The organism is Methylobacterium brachythecii (assembly GCF_014196345.1).
Taxonomy (GTDB): Bacteria; Pseudomonadota; Alphaproteobacteria; order Rhizobiales; family Beijerinckiaceae; genus Methylobacterium; species Methylobacterium brachythecii.
This window is the reverse complement of record NZ_JACIDN010000009.1, coordinates 1-17,519: the sequence shown is the minus strand read 5'-3', so window position 1 is coordinate 17,519 and position 17,519 is coordinate 1. Positions and strand designations below refer to the sequence as shown.

Annotated in this window: 16 protein-coding genes; 6 read left to right on the top strand and 10 right to left on the bottom strand. The window is 63.9% G+C overall.

The window, feature by feature from the left end; translation table 11 throughout:
- Nucleotides 1-35 precede the first annotated feature (35 nt).
- The gene (locus tag GGR33_RS21130) at nt 36-506 is read left to right on the top strand and encodes a phosphatase PAP2 family protein (protein ID WP_183509022.1); all 471 of its coding nucleotides are present in this window, start codon (nt 36-38) and stop codon (nt 504-506) included.
- Nucleotides 507-551: 45 nt separating this feature from the next.
- Nucleotides 552-1,310 (top strand): COG4705 family protein, encoded by a 759-nt coding sequence (locus GGR33_RS21125; protein ID WP_183509020.1) that lies wholly within the window; start codon nt 552-554, stop codon nt 1,308-1,310.
- A gap of 22 nt (nt 1,311-1,332) precedes the next feature.
- Here the strand turns inward: GGR33_RS21125 and GGR33_RS21120 are convergent, their stop codons facing one another.
- The 7 genes from GGR33_RS21120 to GGR33_RS21090 all read right to left on the bottom strand — a co-directional run bounded on the left by GGR33_RS21120 (nt 1,333) and on the right by GGR33_RS21090 (nt 9,461).
- Nucleotides 1,333-2,166: an FTR1 family iron permease gene (locus GGR33_RS21120; protein WP_183509018.1), complete on the bottom strand. Its 834-nt coding sequence runs from the start codon at nt 2,164-2,166 to the stop codon at nt 1,333-1,335.
- A 43-nt stretch (nt 2,167-2,209) separates the two neighbouring features.
- Nucleotides 2,210-3,628 carry a 4Fe-4S binding protein gene (locus GGR33_RS21115; protein WP_183509015.1) on the bottom strand — a complete coding sequence of 473 codons (1,419 nt, stop codon included), beginning with the start codon at nt 3,626-3,628 and terminating at the stop codon, nt 2,210-2,212.
- Nucleotides 3,628-3,912 (bottom strand): cupredoxin domain-containing protein, encoded by a 285-nt coding sequence (locus GGR33_RS21110; RefSeq protein WP_246413379.1) that lies wholly within the window; start codon nt 3,910-3,912, stop codon nt 3,628-3,630. Before GGR33_RS21110 ends, GGR33_RS21115 begins: the two co-directional genes overlap by 1 nt.
- Nucleotides 3,913-3,974: 62 nt before the next feature.
- The gene (locus GGR33_RS21105; protein ID WP_183509012.1) at nt 3,975-4,532 is read right to left on the bottom strand and encodes an iron transporter; all 558 of its coding nucleotides are present in this window, start codon (nt 4,530-4,532) and stop codon (nt 3,975-3,977) included.
- Nucleotides 4,533-4,845: 313 nt separating this feature from the next.
- Nucleotides 4,846-4,998: a hypothetical protein gene (locus GGR33_RS21100; RefSeq protein ID WP_183509010.1), complete on the bottom strand. Its 153-nt coding sequence runs from the start codon at nt 4,996-4,998 to the stop codon at nt 4,846-4,848.
- A 342-nt stretch (nt 4,999-5,340) separates the two neighbouring features.
- On the bottom strand, nt 5,341-8,454 hold the full coding sequence (locus GGR33_RS21095) for an efflux RND transporter permease subunit (protein ID WP_183509008.1): 3,114 nt from the start codon (nt 8,452-8,454) through the stop codon (nt 5,341-5,343).
- Nucleotides 8,451-9,461: an efflux RND transporter periplasmic adaptor subunit gene (locus tag GGR33_RS21090; protein ID WP_343068593.1), complete on the bottom strand. Its 1,011-nt coding sequence runs from the start codon at nt 9,459-9,461 to the stop codon at nt 8,451-8,453. Before GGR33_RS21090 ends, GGR33_RS21095 begins: the two co-directional genes overlap by 4 nt.
- Before the next feature lie 469 nt (nt 9,462-9,930).
- Here GGR33_RS21090 and GGR33_RS21085 point away from each other — a divergent pair, with 469 nt between their 5' ends.
- Nucleotides 9,931-10,836, top strand: a complete 906-nt coding sequence (locus tag GGR33_RS21085; protein WP_183509004.1) for a LysR family transcriptional regulator — start codon at nt 9,931-9,933, stop codon at nt 10,834-10,836.
- 254 nt (nt 10,837-11,090) lie between these two features.
- A complete protein-coding gene (locus GGR33_RS21080) occupies nt 11,091-13,640 on the top strand; it encodes a TonB-dependent receptor (protein ID WP_183509002.1) in 2,550 nt (849 codons plus the stop codon).
- A 48-nt stretch (nt 13,641-13,688) separates the two neighbouring features.
- On the opposite strand, the gene GGR33_RS21075 is transcribed toward GGR33_RS21080, so the two are convergent.
- Nucleotides 13,689-14,342 carry a response regulator transcription factor gene (locus GGR33_RS21075; RefSeq protein WP_183509000.1) on the bottom strand — a complete coding sequence of 218 codons (654 nt, stop codon included), beginning with the start codon at nt 14,340-14,342 and terminating at the stop codon, nt 13,689-13,691.
- On the opposite strand from GGR33_RS21075, the gene GGR33_RS21070 reads away from it, so the two are divergent.
- Nucleotides 14,341-14,625, top strand: a complete 285-nt coding sequence (locus GGR33_RS21070) for a hypothetical protein (protein ID WP_183508998.1) — start codon at nt 14,341-14,343, stop codon at nt 14,623-14,625. The two genes, GGR33_RS21075 and GGR33_RS21070, sit on opposite strands and share 2 nt — an antisense overlap.
- 195 nt (nt 14,626-14,820) lie before the next feature.
- Here GGR33_RS21070 and GGR33_RS21065 read toward each other — a convergent pair whose 3' ends face one another.
- Nucleotides 14,821-15,921 (bottom strand): helix-turn-helix transcriptional regulator, encoded by a 1,101-nt coding sequence (locus GGR33_RS21065; protein ID WP_210302140.1) that lies wholly within the window; start codon nt 15,919-15,921, stop codon nt 14,821-14,823.
- Between the two features lie 279 nt (nt 15,922-16,200).
- Here GGR33_RS21065 and GGR33_RS21060 point away from each other — a divergent pair, with 279 nt between their 5' ends.
- On the top strand, nt 16,201-16,593 hold the full coding sequence (locus tag GGR33_RS21060; protein ID WP_183508994.1) for a hypothetical protein: 393 nt from the start codon (nt 16,201-16,203) through the stop codon (nt 16,591-16,593).
- 189 nt (nt 16,594-16,782) lie between these two features.
- Here GGR33_RS21060 and dinB read toward each other — a convergent pair.
- Nucleotides 16,783-17,519 (bottom strand): DNA polymerase IV (gene dinB / locus GGR33_RS21055; RefSeq protein WP_183508992.1); only part of this gene is annotated, 737 nt, incomplete at its 5' end.

The following is a 17,519-nucleotide window of genomic DNA, read 5'->3' as shown; positions in this document are numbered from 1 at the left end:
CCTGGTGGCCGTCAGCGATCAGGGACGTGACGGCCTTGGGCAGTGCGACCGTGCTCTGGTTCGCCGCCGTCGTCGCCCTGTGTATTCTGGCGCTGCGCGGCGACGGGCCGGCCCTGATCCTCGTCGTGGCGGCCATGGCCGGCGGCCAGGTGCTGAGTTCGCTCCTGAAATCCGCGTTCGACAGGGCGCGGCCGGACCTCATCCGCGGGGGGCCTGCCGTGTTCGATGCGAGCTTTCCGAGCGGCCACGCGATGATGTCGCTGGTGACCTACCTCACGCTCGCGACCGTGCTGGCGAGAGATGAGCCCAGGCGGTCACTCAAGTCCGTCTACCTGGCTGCCGCCGCCATCCTGACCCTCAGCGTCGGAGCGAGCCGGGTCCTGCTCGGCGTCCACTGGCCGACGGACGTGCTCGGGGGATGGTGCGCCGGGATCGCATGGGTGTCGCTCTGCCTGCTCGCGGCGCTTGCCTGGAAACCGCGTGAACGGACGGCGGCTCCCGCCTGAGCGGCCGCCCCCGCCGATATCGGCAAAGCAACAGGACTCACCTTCATGCAATCCACCAGCGACCAAGTCTTGAGCAAGGTCCCCGAGGTCACGCTGGGCTTCTGGCTGATCAAGATCGCCGCCACGACCCTCGGCGAGACCGGGGGCGATGCGGTGACGATGTCGATGAATCTCGGCTACCTTGTCGGGACCGCGATCTTCTCGGTCATCCTGATCGTCGCGGTGGTCGCCCAGATCCGGGCCAGGCAGTTCCATCCGGCGCTCTATTGGACCGTCATTGTCGCCACGACCACGGTCGGCACGACGCTCGCCGACTTCGTCGACCGGTCGATCGGCATCGGCTACCTCGGCGGCTCGTCGCTGCTCTTCGCCCTGCTGCTGACCTCCCTGGGGGTCTGGTACGCCTCGACGGGATCGGTGGCCGTCGAAGACGTGACGACGCCGAAGGTCGAGGCCTTCTACTGGGCGACGATCCTGTTCTCCCAGACGTTGGGAACGGCGCTCGGAGACTGGATGGCGGACGATACCGGGCTCGGCTACGGAGGCGGTGCCCTCGTCTTCGGTGTGGCGCTCGCGCTCGTCGCGCTGGCCTACTACCGGACCGGCCTCTCGCGGACCCTGCTGTTCTGGGCGGCGTTCGTCCTGACGCGACCGCTCGGCGCGACCGTCGGCGATTTCCTCGACAAGCCTCTCGCCAATGGCGGTCTCGCCTTGAACCGCTACACCGCGTCGGCCGTGCTGATCGTTCTGATCGTCGCGGCGATCGCCCTGCTTCCCCAGAGGGCCGGGCGGCATCCGGCCTGACGGGCCGCGGTGCGACCGGGTCTCAGGTCTGTCCGACCGTGCGCGCGTCCTGGCGCTTCGTAGCCGCCCCCATCCGGGTCAGCGCGATCATCAGGACGATCGTCGCGACGTAGACGATCGCCTGCAGGGCCGTCGGGCGATCGGTGTAGCCGACGAGGGCATGCAGGACGCGGCCCGGGAGGCCGTTTTCCGGGATGATGCCGGAGCTGTTCCAGAGTGTCTGCTGGAGCGCCTCGACCAGTCCGGCATTGGCCAGGAACTGCACCGCCTGCGCCGCCAGCCCGGCGGCCAGGAACGTGACCAGCGCGCTCGTCACGGCGAAGACGTAGCGGCTCGGGATCGAGGCCAGCCCGAAATAGCTGACCGCGGCCAGCAGCGCACCGGCCCCGATCCCGGCGAGGGCGCCGAGTTGCAGGTCGACGCCCGAGGTGCCCGAGGCTACGAGGCCGTAGAGGAACAGCACCAGTTCGGCGCCTTCGCGCAGGATCGCCGCGCCGACGACCACCGACAGGGCCGCGGCGGCGCGCTCGCCACTGCGCACGGCCTCACCGGCGGCCTTGAACTCCCGCGCCATTTCCCGGCCGTGCCGGCTCATCCAGACGTTGTGCCAGATCAGCATGAGTACGGCGGCGATGAGCACGCCGGCATTGAGCATGTCCTGGCCGGTGCCCTCGAAGGCCTCGGAGATCTTCTCGGCGAACAGGGCGACGAGCGCTGCCCCCGTGATGCCCGCGATGATCCCGAGAACGACCCACCGACTGCGACCGGGGATGCTGCGGGTCGCGGCCAGCACGATGCTGACGATGAGGCCGGCCTCGATGACCTCGCGGAACGCGATGACGAAAGCTCCGATCATGACGGCAGGTTTCCCGATTGAGAGTCGCGGCGGCGCGGGGCGCCTACCAGACGAAGAACAGCAGCACCCAGTTCGCGGCCGCGAGCGCCAGGGCCGCGCCCATGCAGAGCGTCGCGGCGGCCTGCCGGGCCGGCGGAGCGGTGAGGCCGGCGACGCGCCAGGCGAGCCAGAGGCTCCAGAGCCCGGCACCGGCCAGGAGCGCGGCCCGGATCTCGGGCACGTACGGCACGACGATGCCGTCTCCCCGCAGGTACGTGACGGTGAGCGCCGACAGGCCGAGGAAGACGCCGCAACCCGCCATCGGGATCAGCGTCTGGGTCAGGTGGTGGAAGCGCGCCCACGACCACGGACCGATGGCGCGGGTGGCTGCGGCCACGCAGAGGCAGAGCGCGAACCCGATGCCGAAGGCGGCCGCCGCCATGTAGGCCAGCAGCACCGCACCATCGAGCAGCGTCATGACGTCGTTGCGGTCGGGATAGTTCGTGAGGACGAACCACGGCAGCGTCGTCTCCAGCGGCCAGAGCACGCCGTGCTCGACCAGCCAGGTCGCCAGCACCTGCTTCGCATCGACGAACCACGGGCTCGACGACCATTGGAAGGCGCCGACCGCGAGGCCCATCATCCCGAACAGGATCAGGAAGGTCTGGTCCGCGCTCGGCTCGTTGCCCGCGACATGGACGATCTCGTGGTTCGGCCTGCGCAGGGCGAGCCGCACGGCCCCGCGATGGCCGCTGCATCGCCCGCACATGTGGCAGGCGCCCGAGCCCTGCATCGTCTTGACCGGAACGAGCGGCGCGCAGTTGAAGGCGGCCTCGTGCGGCGGCTTCGGCGATGTGGCCCAGACCTCGCGGTCGACCTGGAAGCTCAGGGGCGCGAGCTTCGATAGGACGGCGAAGACGCCGTTGACCGGGCAGAGATAGCGGCACCAGACGCGCTTGTTCCGGCCATACATCAGGCCGAGTGCGATGGCGGCGAGCGTGGAGCCGCCGAGGATCGCCAGGGCCGGCTTCGGGTAGCCGTAGACGCTGACCATCTGGCCGTAGACCGTGGTTCCGGCGAAGGTGACCGGCGGCCAACCGGCCCAGGTCAGCCAATGCGGCAGGGCGTGGCCACGGCTCCAGCGGCTCGCGAACTCGGTGAGCGCTCCCTCGGGGCAGAGGAATCCGCACCAGGCTCGCCCGACCAGCAGCATGCTCACGAGGACGAAGGGCCACCAGATGCCCCAGAAGGCAAACTGCGCCGCCAGCGTCAGGTTGGACCACATCCGCGCGCCGCTTGCCGGCAGCGGCAGGAACGCCGGAACCGCGACGAGCACGACGTAGACGACGACGATCGCCCATTGCAGGGCACGGATCGTCCCGGCGTGTCGGCGCAGGCCGTCGCCGAAGGCGGCGATGCGGTGGTCGATCCACGTGGGGTGTCGAGCCGCGAGCGCCGATGCAGGGGAAGCGGCGGAAGACACTACTTGGCTACCAGCTTCGCCTTGGCCTCGGGATGGAAGTCGTCGAACACGTCATAGGTGCCCGGATCGATGGTCCGGAAGATGATCGAGGAGGTCGAGCCGGCGGCAAGGGCCTTCTCGCGCTTCAACTCCGTGCTCTCGAACTCCACCGGCGAGGTGCCGCTGTTTGTGATCTCGAGCTTGAAGCGCGTATTCGCGGGCACCTCGATGGTCGTCGGCGTGATGATGCCATCGCGCATCTCGACCTTGATCACGGGCAAGTCGTCGGCCTGCGCCGGTCCCATCGTCAGACCGGCGGCGAAAACAGCGAGGAAAGCCGCGGCGTGTCCGATCGAGGCGCCCATGCTCAGTAGGCGCCCTTCTTGCCGATTCCGGCGAAGGTGAAGTCCTGGGTGACCTCGAAGGGCGCGAACCACGGCCCGACTCCGGTCTCCTTGTCGACATGCCGGCCGAAATGGCTGTGGGCGCCGGGCGGCGCGATCGTCAGCTTCAGGCGGTAGCGTCCCGGCCCGAACAGCTTGACGTTGTCGCCGTAATGGGGGCCGTCATTGGCCACCATCTGCATCATTGGACCGTCGACCTTCTGGTCGGTGGGCTTGTCGCCGTCGAGCTTCACCAGCTCGAACTTAACGTCGAGTGCCGGAACCCAATCGCCCTCGGCGAAACCGTTGCGATTGTCCTTGGCGGCCCGGATGTCGGCCTCGAGATGGACGTCCGACTGCGCCGCCTCGCGCATCATGCCGGGCGGATCCATCTCGATGGGCTGAAGGTAGACCGCCGCCACCTCGAGCCCGTTCTGCGTGACATGGGGCCCGACCGGCACCTCCTTCGATTGTGCGGCAATGGGTGCCAGCAGCAGCATTGCGGCGCAGAAGGCCGCCGATTTTCGAATGAGATGGATCATGGCCGCCGCTGATTAGCGCACGTATATCCAGGTTGAAAGCGCGTCTTTCTAGCGCTGTCCCTGTAGAATCGTTTTAATGTAGTCGACTTTTGTAAATTCACTCGTGAGTTCGGAAGCTAAGTTTGCGAGTTGCCGTGTCTGTTGAGGATTTTGACTCGCTACATCATCCAACGATCCGGTCTCCGGACCGTCGGGCTTAGGAGATGAGCGTTCCAGCTGCACCCTTGGGAACCGCCGACGTTCGACGCGGATGATAGGCACGAGCCGGATATCGCCGGTTCGTGCCGCATGTGCCGTTGCGGTCCTCCAGCGCTCAGAGGCCGCCGACGGCTTCGGCGGTGGCCAGAGCGCCGCCGTTGCCGCGGCCGGATTGATCTTCGTCCCGCTCGGTGACGAAGGCTGCCATGCCGAGAACGAGCATGGAATTCAGAGCCATGGCTGCAGCGGCGATAGGAAGCAGGGTCATATCGTTCTCCTCGATGTGGACCAAGAGAGCAGGTTTGCGTCGAGCATCCCAACTCTCGAAGTATCTTTCCCCTTCCGGGTGGCGGGAGAAAGATCATATCGACAATCGCCAATATGATGAGCGACTTATAAGAACGGTTGTTTTCGTCTCATCCACGAAACTCCGTTCGATGCGCTCGAAGAACAAACCATCTCGCAGGAAGAATGGCTACATTCCGGACTTATACGATTTCACAATGATTTTTTGAGCCGCGATGTCATGATGTCGTCATCGCGTTGCGCGGCGCAGCGATCGCAGCCGGGCTGCCCCGACTTCTGATACCGGCAAGATGCGCTCGGGCCGCTAGGCCGGCCGGCTCGCGGCGCCCGCTTCCGTCGGTCGACGCGTCATGGAGGCCAGCCAGCCGCTCAGCTTGTCCATGTAGAGATAGACCACTGGCGTCGTGAACAGCGTCAGCACCTGCGAGACGACCAGGCCACCCACGATCGCGTAGCCGAGGGGCTGACGGATCTCTGATCCCGTGCCGGTGCCGAGCATCAGGGGAACGCCACCGAGGAGGGCGCAGAGTGTCGTCATGAGGATGGGTCGAAAGCGGAGAAGGCAGGCCTCGTGGATCGCCTCTTCCGGGCTCTTGCCGCCTTCCCGCTCCCGTTCGATCGCGACGTCGACCAGCATGATGCCGTTCTTCTTCACGATGCCGATGAGGAGAATGATGCCGATGATCCCGATCATGTCCAAGGGGCGGCCCACCAGCATCAGCGTCGCCAAGGCTCCGAGCCCGGCCGAAGGCAGAGTCGACAGGATGGTCAACGGGTGGATGGTGCTCTCGTAGAGGATGCCGAGAATCACGTAGACCGCGAACAGAGCCGCCAGGATCAGCGGCGGTGTCGAACCGAGCGAGGTCTGGAAGGCCTGCGCATTGCCCTGGAAGGCCGTCGCCACGGAGGACGGCATTTTGAGATCCGCAGCCGCCTTCTGCACGGCAGCGACTGCCGCACCGATGGTCGCTCCCGGCGCGAGATTGAAGCTTAGGGTCACCGACGGGAACTGCCCCTGGTGGTTGATCACCGCCGGCATGACCCCCGTTTCCAGCTTGGCGATCTGGCTCAAGGGCACGGACGTGTCGTTCTGTGAGCGGACATAGATCCGCTGCAGGGCATTCGGACCGAGCTGGTACTGCGGGTCCACCTCCAGGATCACGTAGTAGTAGTTCAGCGGCGCATAGATGCGCGCGACGTGCCGCTGCCCGAAGGCATCGTAGAGCGTATTGTCGACCGTGGCCGGGTCGATCCCGAGGCGCGAGGCCGCCGTTCGGTCGACGACGACGTTCAGCATGCGGGCGCCGGATTGCTGATCGCTGGCGACGCCCGAGAGCTCGGGCAGCTTCTGAAGCGCGTCGAGCATCTTCGGCCCGTAGAGGTTGAGTTCCTCCAGGTCGACGTCGGTCAACGTGAACTGGTACTGCGTCTTCGAGACGATGGCGCCGATGGTGATGTCCTGGGCGGCCTGCATGAAGACTTTCATGCCCTGCACCTGATCGAGCGCCGTCGAGAGCCGCTGGATCACCTGGTCGGCCGTGACGTTTCGCTCGGTGCCGGGCTTCAGCGTGATGAACACGCGGCCGTTGTTCTCGGTCACGGTCGGGCCGCCGGGCCCGATATAGCCGGCGACGTCGGCCACGGCCGGATCCTTCGCGATGATCCCGAGGATGGCCTGCTGGCGCTTCTTCATGCCCTTCGGCGAAACGTCCTGGGCCGCCTCGCTGATGCCGATGATGAGCCCCGTATCCTGTTGCGGGAAGAAGCCCTTCGGAATGGTCGCGAACAGGTATCCGGTCAGGGCGACGGTGCCGAAGAAGGTCAGCAGCGTGAGGAACCTGTGGCGGAGCGCGACCTTGAGGCCGTCGTCGTAGCGTTCGTTCAGCCAGGTGAAAAAGCTCTCCAGCCAGCGTGAGAGGCGACCGGGCGGTTTCTCCTCGTGGCCCGGCAGGAGCCGCGCGCACATCATCGGCGTGAGCGTGAGCGAAACGACGACCGACACCAGGATCGAGACCGCGACGGTCACGGCGAATTCGCGGAACATCAGGCCGACGATCCCACTCATCAGGAACAGCGGAATGAAGACCGCGACGAGAGAGATCGAGATCGACAGGATCGTGAAGCCGATCTCGCCGGCCCCATCGAGCGCCGCCTGCATCGGCGTCGCGCCCTCCTCGATATGGCGGACGATGTTCTCGACCATGACGATGGCATCGTCGACCACGAAGCCGATCGCGATCGTGAGCGCCATGAGGGACAGGTTGTCGAGGCTGTAGCCGAGCACGTACATCACGGCGAAGGTGCCGACGAGAGAGATCGGCACCGAGATCGCCGGGATCACCGTCGCCCAGAGCTTGCGGAGGAAGACCGCGATGACGCCGACGACGAGCGCGATGGTGAGCAGCAGCGTGAACTGAACGTCCGCGACGCTGGCCTGGATGGTCTGCGTACGGTCGGATGCGATCCGCATGTCGATGCCCGGAGGCAGCGATGCCTGGAGCTGAGGCAAGGCCTTCTTGATCGCGGCTACCGTCGCAATGACGTTCGCGCCAGGAGCCCGCTGGACGGCCAGCGCGACGGCAGGCTTCTCGCCGACCCAGCCGGCGAGCGTCACGTCCTGGGGAGCCTTGATCGCGCGCCCGATGTCGCGAACCCGGATCGGCGCCCCGTCGCGATAGGCGACGATCGCGTCCTCGAACCCGGCCGCCGTCATCAGCTGATCGTTGCTCTGGAGGGCGACCGATTGCTGCCCACCGTACAACTGCCCCTTCGGCTGGAGCACGGTGAGATTCGCCAATGCGGTCCTGACCGTCTCGAAATCGAGGTTCTGGGCGGCGATTTGCGCGGGATTGATCTGGATGCGAATGGCCGGGCTCTGAAGGCCGCCGACGCCGACGATGCCGACCCCGGGGATCTGGGACAGCTTCTGTGCGACGAGCGAATAGGCGTAGTCGCTGACCGTCATGATCGGCAGCACATCCGAGGACATGGCGATCAGCAGGATCGGGACGTCGGCCGGGTTCGTCTTCCGGTAGATCGGCGGGTTGAGCAGCGCCGCCGGAAGCTGTCCCTGCGTCGCGTTGATCGCCGCCTGGACGTCGGAGGACACCGAGTCGATCGTGCGGCTGCGGTCGAATTGAAGCGAGATCTGGGTGAATCCCGTCCCGCTGCTGGACGTCATCTGGTTGAGGCCGGGGATCTGGCCGAATTGGCGCTCGAGCTGCGTCGCGACCGAGGACGCCACGGTCTTCGGATCGGCGCCGGGCAACTGTGCCGTGACCTGGACGGTCGGCGAGTCGATGTTCGGGAGCGAGGCGACCGGAAGCAGCGTGTAGCTGATCGCCCCGAGCACGACGACGGCGAGCATGAGCAGGCCTGTCGCGATCGGACGCTTGATGAAGCCGGATGAGAGGCTCATGGCAGCATTCCGGCAGAGGCCGTCGAGGTGTTGGGCACCTGATCGGGTGGCGACGAGGCGACGAGCGTTCCGGGCTTCAGGCGATATTGGCCCTGGACCACGACCGTCTCGCCCTCCTTCAGACCGTCCGCCACGAGGGCGACGCCCCGGGTCCGCTGTCCGACCTTCACCATGCGGGTCGCGACCGTGTAGTCCGGTCCCACGACGTAGACGAACGAGCCCTTGTCGTTGAGTTGCAGGGCGTTGGTCGGGATGGTCAGCGCCCCCTTCTCCACCGAGGTCGTGACCTCGGCATTGACGAAGCTTCCCGCCCAGAGCTGGCGTTGGGCATTGGGAAAGACGGCTTTCAGCTGCACCGTGCCCGATTTCGGGTCGGCCTGGTTGTTGATCAGCCGGAGCGTGCCCTCGTCCAACTTCGTGTCGCCGGTCTGATCGTAGACGGTGGCGGTCACGGGACCGCGGTTGAGCGCGGCCTGGACCGCCGCGATGTCGCTGGTCGGCAGAGTGAAGAGCACGCTGATCGGCTGGACCTGCGTCAGAACGACGATCCCGTTCACGTCGCCAGGGTTTATGATGTTGCCGATATCGACGCGGCGGATGCCGGTCACGCCGTCGAACGGGGCGCGCAAAGTCGCGAAGTCGAGTTCGCTCTGCGCGTAGTCGATGGCGGCCTGATCGCCCTTCATCGCGCTCTCGGTCTGCAGGATCATGGCGCGTTGGCCGGCGACCTGCTGATCCGTCGCAAAGCCGTTCTTCAGGAGCGGCTCGCTTCGGCCGAGATTGGTCTTCTGGTTCTCGAGCAGCGCCGCGTCCTTGGCGAGCTGGGCCTGGGCCTGTTCGAGGCGAGCCTGGTAGATGCGCGGATCGATCTGCGCGAGCACATCGCCACGCTTGACGGTCTGGCCTTCCTGGAAGCTGGTACTCTGCAGGTATCCCGTCACCTGGCTGCGGATGGTGGCGACGTTCAATGCGTTGACGGTGCCGACGCCCTTCATGACGATCGGCACGTCCAGCTTCCTGACGTTGTCGGTGACGACCGGAACGGGAGCGGGGGCGCTCGTGCTCTGAGCGGCCGGCGGAGCTGCCCATTGACGGTCAGCCGCGAAGCCGACGCCGCCGACGACAAGGCACGTAACCATATATTTCAGCAAGCGCGACATAGATTATCCAAGTTTAGATGTCGGCCATCGATGCATAAAAGCTCATCTGCGTCGAGCGCGGCGAAAGAAAATGCCTACTGTATGGTGGATAATATAATTTTATTACAGAAAATATCCAGAAAAAAATCTCTATAACTTTTCGTATACTATTTGTAATTTGCGTGATTGCTGGAACATAAACTTGTTATGTTCAGCCGACCGCATGTGGCATTGCCGAGCATATGCATCACATGCAGAATGAACGCCAATGAATGTTTTAGCGTAGCGCATGCACGATGTTCATAGAACTGGTGCGAGCCGAATTTCGAGCGGCGGCATGAACTGGCGAAATTTCGATCTCAATCTTCTGGTGGTCTTCGATGCCGTCGCCCAAGCCCGGAGCGTGACGCAGGCGGCGGCGACGCTGAACATGTCCCAATCGGCGGTCAGTCACGCGCTGACCCGGCTCCGCACCGCGTTGAAGGACGAGCTCTTCATCCGACAATCGGACAGCATGGAGCCGACGCCCTATGCCGCGGATCTCGCCGACCTGGTTCGGGCTGCGCTGGAATCGCTCGGACCGGAACTGCAGGGCGCGACGGCCTTCGATCCGGCGCTGGCGGAACGCAAATTCTCGATCGCCGTCGACAATCGGTCCGCGCTCGTTCTCGCGGCCCCGATCGCCGGCCTCTGCGCGGTGGAAGCCCCGCGGGTGACGCTGAACCTGGTGCCCAGTGGCACGCTCGATGTCGTGAAGATGCTCGATCGCGGCGAGATCGATCTGGCGCTGGTCGGTGCCGACGCGCCCGACGACCGCTTCGTCGGAGCGCCTCTGATCGAATGCGGTTTCGCCGCCCTGGTTCGCCGTGGGCATCCGGCCGGACGGAATGGAAAGCTCGGCGTCGAGGAGCTGGGAGCCTATCCGCACCTTCTGCTGTCATCGACCGGAGAAGGTACGGAGTTCATCGACGAGTGGATGGCCGGGGCCGGCCTCGTGCGCCGCGTTGCCTGCAAGGGGCCCCTCCTCTCGGCTCCCGCGGTCCTGGTCCAGTCAGATATGATCGCGATCATGGGCGAGCTCGGAGCACGAGAATTCGCGCGCGCCGCTCCGCTGGAGGTCCTGGCGCTGCCGTTCGAGACGCCAAGGCTTCGGACCATGCGATTGTCGCACCGGCGATACGACGACGTGCCGGCTCACCGCTGGCTCCGCGACTTGGTTCAGCGAGCGGCGAAGACCGTTTGACGGCGGTCATTGAGCCCTTTCCGTCCGTCGAGCGCCTGCGGGCCATCTGGTGACTTGACCATCGCTTTTGATTGCCACTCCATCCCGGAGAATTAGAAGATCATAATTTTGTGTGACCTTGCTATTACTTACATAAATGTTGCGAGCAAGAGTCATCCTATTATATTGAATTTCAAATCAGACCGTTTCTAGCTGAAGCGATCGTGCCGCGATGGCGCGAATTCAGCAATCCATAAAGAGGGGCGGGACGTCGGATGCATGCATTGGCGCGAGCTTTGGGTCTTTCGACGGCGCTGATCCCGGGCGTCGCCCTGGCTCAGCAATCGGCCACTCTCGACGAGATCAGCGTCGTGGCGACGACGCCGGTCGGCGGTTCGGCGTCCGGCATCGGCTCCGGGCGGAGCCGGATTCCGGCGGACGGTACCGCTAACCAGGCTCCGGCGGCTGGACGTCTGCGTGGCGGCGATCAACCGCTGTACAAGATCCCCAGCACCGTCGAGACGGTAACGGCTTCCGCGATCGAGAGGGACACCGGCACCTTCAACGCCGTGGCAACCCTCGCCCGCGTGACGCCGGGACTGAACCTCTCGGATGCGCAGGGCAACAACAACCGCGTCGACGTCAACTACCGAGGGTTCACGGTGTCGCCGGTCGTGGGTGTGCCCCAGGGGCTCGCCGTCTACCAGAACGGAGTGCGCATCAACGAGGCCTTCGGCGACACGGTCAATTTCGACCTCATCCCGCCCTCGGCGATCCAGCGTATCGACATCGTCACCGGCAACCCGATCTTCGGTCTCAACGCCCTCGGAGGTGCCGTCAACGTCCAGATGAAGAACGGCTTCACCTGGCAGGGCACCGAGATCACCGCCCTCGGCGGCTCGGACGGACGGATCGCGGGCGGCCTGCAATACGGCACCCAAGTCGGCGACTGGAGCTTCTACTTCAACGGCGATGGTCTCAAGGATAACGGCTGGCGATACCAGAGCCCGAGCCAGATCGGCCGCATCTACACCGATCTCGGATACCGGAGCCAGGATTCCGAGTTCCACATCATCGGGAACTTCGCCCGGACGTATTTCGGCGCAGCGGCCGCGACCCCGGTCGACTTCACGCATGGCGACCCGCGCGCGATCTTCACTTGGCCGCAGACCACGACGACCCAGATGGGCACGCTCCAGGTGACCGGCCGTGTCGACATCTCGCCGACCTGGGACCTGTCCGGGAATGCCTATTTCCGCCGCTTCAGCCAGACCTACATCGACGGCAACGACGGAAATTTCGAGGGCTGCAACCGCAACGGTTCATTCTTCACGCCGCGCCGGCTCTGCTACCAGGACGACGCGTTCAGCGCCCAGCCGGGGCAGACGAACCGGCAGTTCCGAGATCAGTTCCTGATCCTCGGACAGGGCGTGGCCACGCCGGGCATCCTGTTCAGCCCGAACGTTCCGTACGGCACGCTGGACACCACCAAGACCGAGGCGACGGGCTATGGCGGCTCGCTGCAGGCGGCCAATCGCGACCGCGTATTCGGCTTCGGCAACAGCTTCGTCGTCGGCGGCAGCATCGACGTGGCCGACTACTCGTTCAAGTCGTCCAGCGCGCTCGGCGTCATCAATCCCGACCTGTCGATCACGACCGATCCGAACAACCCGACCTACGGTTTCGTCCCCGGGCTCGGCACGACGCAGCTTCGCACCGCAGCTGCTCTTGGCATCGCTCCGAGCGCGGTGATCGGCTCGAACCTGTATATGGGCCTCTACGCCACCGACACGTTCGACGTCACCGACGACCTGTCCCTGACCGCGGGCGCGCGCCTCAACTTCGCGCGCATCACGACCCAGGATACGACTGGCTTCTCACCGGATGTGACGGGCAATCACAACTACACCAAGATCAACCCGGTCGCCGGCCTGACCTATCGGCTGATGCCTGGTCTGTCGCTCTATGGCGGATACGCGGAATCGAACCGCGCACCGACTCCGCTGGAGCTCGGCTGCTCGAACCCGGTCCGTCCCTGCCTGCTGCCGAATTCGCTGGTGGCCGATCCGCCCCTGAAGCAGGTGACGGCGCAGAACTACGAGGCTGGCATCCGCGGCGCGATCCCGAATTTCTACGATGGTGGCGAGCTGTCCTATAAGGTCGGTGCCTTCCGGAGCGACCTCACCAACGACATCCTCCAGCTGTCGAGCCCCGGCAATGCGGCCCGCGGCTACTACGTCAACGTGCCGGCCACACGCCGCCAGGGTGTCGAGGTCGGCGCCGAGTACACGCGCGGCGATCTCGCGATCTATGCCAACTACGCCCTGATCGACGCTACCTTCCGGTTCAGCGGCACTCTGGCCTCGCCGAACAACCCCTCGGCCGATGCCGACGGCTCGATCCAAGTGAGGCCCGGCAGCAAGGTTCCGCTGATCCCGGATCACCAGTTCAAGGTCGGGTTCGATTATCGCGTCCTGCCGGGCTGGCGGGTCGGCATGAACCTGCAAGCCTTCTCGTCCGCCTATTTCCGCGGCGACGAGTCGAACCTCAACGCGAAGCTGCCAGCCTACTACGTGCTCGGTCTCAACACGAGCTACCAGGTCAACGAGAACCTTCAGGTCTTCGGTCTCGTGACCAATCTGACCAACAACAAATACGCGAGCTTCGGCACGTATCGGCAGCCCGGTCTGGTGGCCAATCTGTACAATACGACCGATCCGCGCACGACGGTCTTGGCGCAGCCGCTCTCGATCTACGGCGGTATCCGCTACACCTTCGGGTCGGCGCCCCGGCCGATGGAAGAGCCGATCATCCGCAAGTATTGAGGATCCATCCGTGCCCCGGCCGCCTCGGCGGCCGGGGCACGGCGGTCTCTAGACGACGTCCGAGAGAGCCCAGCCTCGACCTCTGACGTTCCTGATGAAGTCCTTCCCGAGCTTTCGCCTCACATAGAAGATCAGCACGTCGACGGCCGTCGGCGAGACATCGTCTTCGCCCCTGTAGAGGTGATCGTGCAGAACATCCCGCGATAGGATGCGGCTCGGATGTTCGGCAAGCATGCGGACCAGGGCGAATTCCTGCTGCGGGAGGACCGTGCGTTTCGTTCCGAACGTCACCTCGCGCTTTAGGAGGTCGAGTGCGACGGTTCCGATCTCGATGAGCGAGCGGGTATGCCCGCGCCGCCGCCGCACGACCGCATACATACGCGCCAGAAGCTCCCTGAGGTCGAGTTGTTTGGGGACGCAGTCGTCGGCCCCCAGTTCGAGGGCCGTCACGCGAGCCTCGACATTCTCGACCGGTAGAAGCGCCAGGATCGGGACGTCGCTCTCGTCGGCCCTGACGTTCGCGATGACCTTCAGTCCTCGCTCCACATCCTGGCACAGGTCGACGAGAATCAAGTCGCGGTCGTTCGAAAGAACCGAGAACTCCCCGTCGCTCGTCTTCCTGGCCAGAAAGACCTCGACGCCCTTCAGGACGAGAATCCGGTAGATGGTACGGCAGTAATAGTGATCGTCCGAAACGATCATGATGTTGATGGTTGCTTTTGACACGACGATTGTGCCGCCCGGGTTGCCACGACAACCCAAAACCAGCCAGATTCTATTGGGTAGCCGCGGCTACGCCCGATCGGCCAATGGCTACGGGAAGTTCCTCACCAGCGACCTGCCATTCGGCGCGTTGGCACCTGATGGCCGGGAGGTTGATTTTTTCCAATCGACCAAGGCCATTCGAGTCGCGATAGCCGCCAGCTCTCCGTCATCAACATCCGCTCTTGGACGCAACGCCGAAGGCATCGAACGGCCGAGATGAGCGCAATGCTGCTGCAGTAGCGGCAGAACGTACGTCGGCTGCCGGGAACCGCGCGACCGAATTTGTAGGGCTGGGTAGGGTCGGATTCAGTCTAATCACGACGGGCGGATTTCGCCGAGGAAGCTGAAGACCAAGGCGCGATTTTTGTGTGCTTTTGCACCATTCAATGATGTCGATACAATCGTCATCTCCACCTCACAAAGCCTGGACCAATCCGGCGACGAGCTTGATCAGTTCGCTCTGATTTTTCACAGGGCACTTTCGATAGATGCGGTTGAGATGCGTCTTGACCGTCGCCTTCGAGACGCCGAGCGTACCGGCGAGGGCATCGAGGCCACTGACACGCAAGGTCGCCTCGACGACTCGGATCTCGCTTGCCGTAAGCCCGTAACGCTTGGCGACCAATTCCAGTGGCGTCGGATCGGCAAACCGCGAGCGGCGGACGAAGAGCGCCGCCGTCGCGAGATCCGCGGTCCCGACGCGCTGTCGCGCTTCGCGTTTGAGGGGGAGCAGAGTGGCGAGCAGGCGGTCGTTGGGCGTACTTTCCAGAGCGAAGCTTGTCCCCTGGGCTCCAACCGGCGCGCCGCGCGTGATCGCATCCAAGCTGTCTGCAAGCGCATGATCCGCTTCGTCGGCCGCAGCGCGCAGGCGTTTGTCCTGCAGCCGTATGCCTACGCCCCGATCGATCATCTCTCGCCCGCTCGCGTTGGCGTAAACGATTCGTCTGTCACTGGAGAGCAGGAACACGGGTTCGCCGACCTGGTCGAGGGTCTCGGTCAGCAAGCTTGCCTCCGCGTTTTGCCGGCCGAACAACTGCGCGATCGTTACCGCACGCTGGATGTGCGGCACGAGTAGAGCCAGCCGTTCCCGCGCCGCGGCGTCGATTTGGCCGCCGCGCCACGGAAACGAGAGGAAAGCCATCCGCGTCGCGTCGCGTTCCAGCAGAACTGCGAGGGAATCGGTGAAACCCTGTGGTGCGATCCATTCTCTGTGGAAGGCCGTTTCCTCCAGCTCCTGCTCGGGAACGAGATCCGAGAAGGCGTGCACTGCGCCGACTTCCTGGAACAGAACGGCCGGAAACGCCGGATTGAGGGGAGCCAATTTTTCCAAGTATAGTCGCGTATAGACAGGATCATCGTTATAGAGGTGAAGCACACCGACGTTGTCAGCAGCCGCCCCCTGCCAAAACATGGTTGCCTGGGCCCCACCGACGTAGTCGCAGACACTCTTCAGGGCGGTCGACCATTTGGCTGAATCGATAGCTGCATCATAGAGTACCGCGATCACGGCGGACATCAGCGCTGTTTCGTGCTCCATGATCAGTCCAATGCTTTGCTAGCCCAGCGACAGCAACGCGTCGACGGTCATATCAATGCCTCGCAGTAGAGGGGCGATGCAAAACCGCAACAGTGTGTACGGATCGACTGATGTCAACCTTTGGGTTGACGCGGCTCCGGTCCCGTCCCGCTACCCCTATCGCAACGAGCCTAATCACCCGATCAACGTCGACGGGCAGCCGGCAGGCTGCCCGGCGCGCGCTGAAACAACACTGCAAGTTAATTATCTAAGAAACCGGTGCACGGCAGCACTCAATCAAGTCATTTCGCCGCAAAAAAGTTTATCAAGCCAATGGGGGGTGCGATGTTTCCGCGGAAATGCAGGTCGGACCATACGGAAATCGCGTCTTCTAATGCAGTTATTTGTATTTTACTCGACATCGTGGTGCATTTAATTTACAATTACGCTTCTGATGCAGGAAATGATCCGCAGAAATCGCTCAATTGGATCCATGACGAATTGCAGCGGGCTCTGGCGGAGACAAAATTCGACACGATCCAAGATCAAGAATTGAAAGCTCGCACCCAAATTTACGTAAAAGAAACTGCGCAACACATCTTAAAAGAATCATTTCAGCAGGCCGCGGATTTATTGGAAATTTCTGCTCCCAATGGATTTTTATCTCCATAGACAAGCATCTGCCGGTGCCAGCGAAAAGCCGTTCCCATGGAGTGATCGCCAAGAGCCGACCTTGGCCGCCACATGGCAAATGACCGCTTCCAAAAATCGCTAACGTCTGCCTGGTTGCCCGACCGGGGTCGATTTTTGCTGGTCCGCTTTCGGTCGGTAAAGGCATAAGAGCGGACGAGGTCCCTCCGTTCACGATCCCAATCGGATCTGCCGTTGCCTGCGAATGTCTTCGAGCGTCGCGCGGTCGGGCACGACCTCGGTCATGGAGCGCGCCCGGGTGATCTGGACAAAATCCGAGAACTTGACCTTCAGCGTCACCGTCCGTCCACGAAAGCCCTTTGTCTCGCAGGCCGTCCAGACCTTCGAGACGATGGGCGCAAGGCGTTCCGCCAGGATCTCGAACGTGTCGGCGTCGTCCGAGAAAGTGTTCTCCGCGCCGATCGACTTGCGGATGCGATGGGCCCGGACGGGTCGCTCGTCGATCCCGTGCGCCACGGCATGGTAATAGCCGGCCGACGAGCCGAAGGCCGCCTGCAGTTCCTCGATCGATCGCTCCTTGAGATCGCGTCCCGTCTGGATGCCGAGCCGTTTCATCTTGGCCTCGGTGACCGGGCCGACGCCGTGGAAGCGGCCGATCGGGAGGTCCTCGACGAAGGCTGGTCCCATCGTCGGCGTGATGACCAACAGAGCGTTTGGCTTCCGGTAGTCGGAAGCGACCTTCGCCAGGAACTTGTTGTAGGAGACGCCCGCCGAGGCGACGAGCCCGGTCGCCTCCAGGATCTCGGCCCGGATCGCCTTCGCAACGTCCGTTGCGGTCGGCAGGCTCTGGAGGTTCTCGGTGACGTCGAGATAGGCCTCGTCCAGGGAAACTGGTTCGATCAGTTCGGTATGCTTGGCAAAGATCGCGCGGATCTCCTCCGAGATCG

Coding starts and splice junctions, on each gene's coding strand:
- GGR33_RS21125 (WP_183509020.1), top strand. CDS start 552: ATGCAATCCACCAGCGACCAAGTCTTGAGCAAGGTCCCCGAGGTCACG.
- GGR33_RS21120 (WP_183509018.1), bottom strand. CDS start 2,166: ATGATCGGAGCTTTCGTCATCGCGTTCCGCGAGGTCATCGAGGCCGGC.
- GGR33_RS21110 (WP_246413379.1), bottom strand. CDS start 3,912: ATGGGACCGGCGCAGGCCGACGACTTGCCCGTGATCAAGGTCGAGATG.
- GGR33_RS21105 (WP_183509012.1), bottom strand. CDS start 4,532: ATGATCCATCTCATTCGAAAATCGGCGGCCTTCTGCGCCGCAATGCTG.
- GGR33_RS21100 (WP_183509010.1), bottom strand. CDS start 4,998: ATGACCCTGCTTCCTATCGCCGCTGCAGCCATGGCTCTGAATTCCATG.
- GGR33_RS21095 (WP_183509008.1), bottom strand. CDS start 8,454: ATGAGCCTCTCATCCGGCTTCATCAAGCGTCCGATCGCGACAGGCCTG.
- GGR33_RS21085 (WP_183509004.1), top strand. CDS start 9,931: ATGAACTGGCGAAATTTCGATCTCAATCTTCTGGTGGTCTTCGATGCC.
- GGR33_RS21080 (WP_183509002.1), top strand. CDS start 11,091: ATGCATGCATTGGCGCGAGCTTTGGGTCTTTCGACGGCGCTGATCCCG.
- GGR33_RS21070 (WP_183508998.1), top strand. CDS start 14,341: ATGATGTTGATGGTTGCTTTTGACACGACGATTGTGCCGCCCGGGTTG.
- GGR33_RS21075 (WP_183509000.1), bottom strand. CDS start 14,342: ATGATCGTTTCGGACGATCACTATTACTGCCGTACCATCTACCGGATT.
- GGR33_RS21065 (WP_210302140.1), bottom strand. CDS start 15,921: ATGTCCGCCGTGATCGCGGTACTCTATGATGCAGCTATCGATTCAGCC.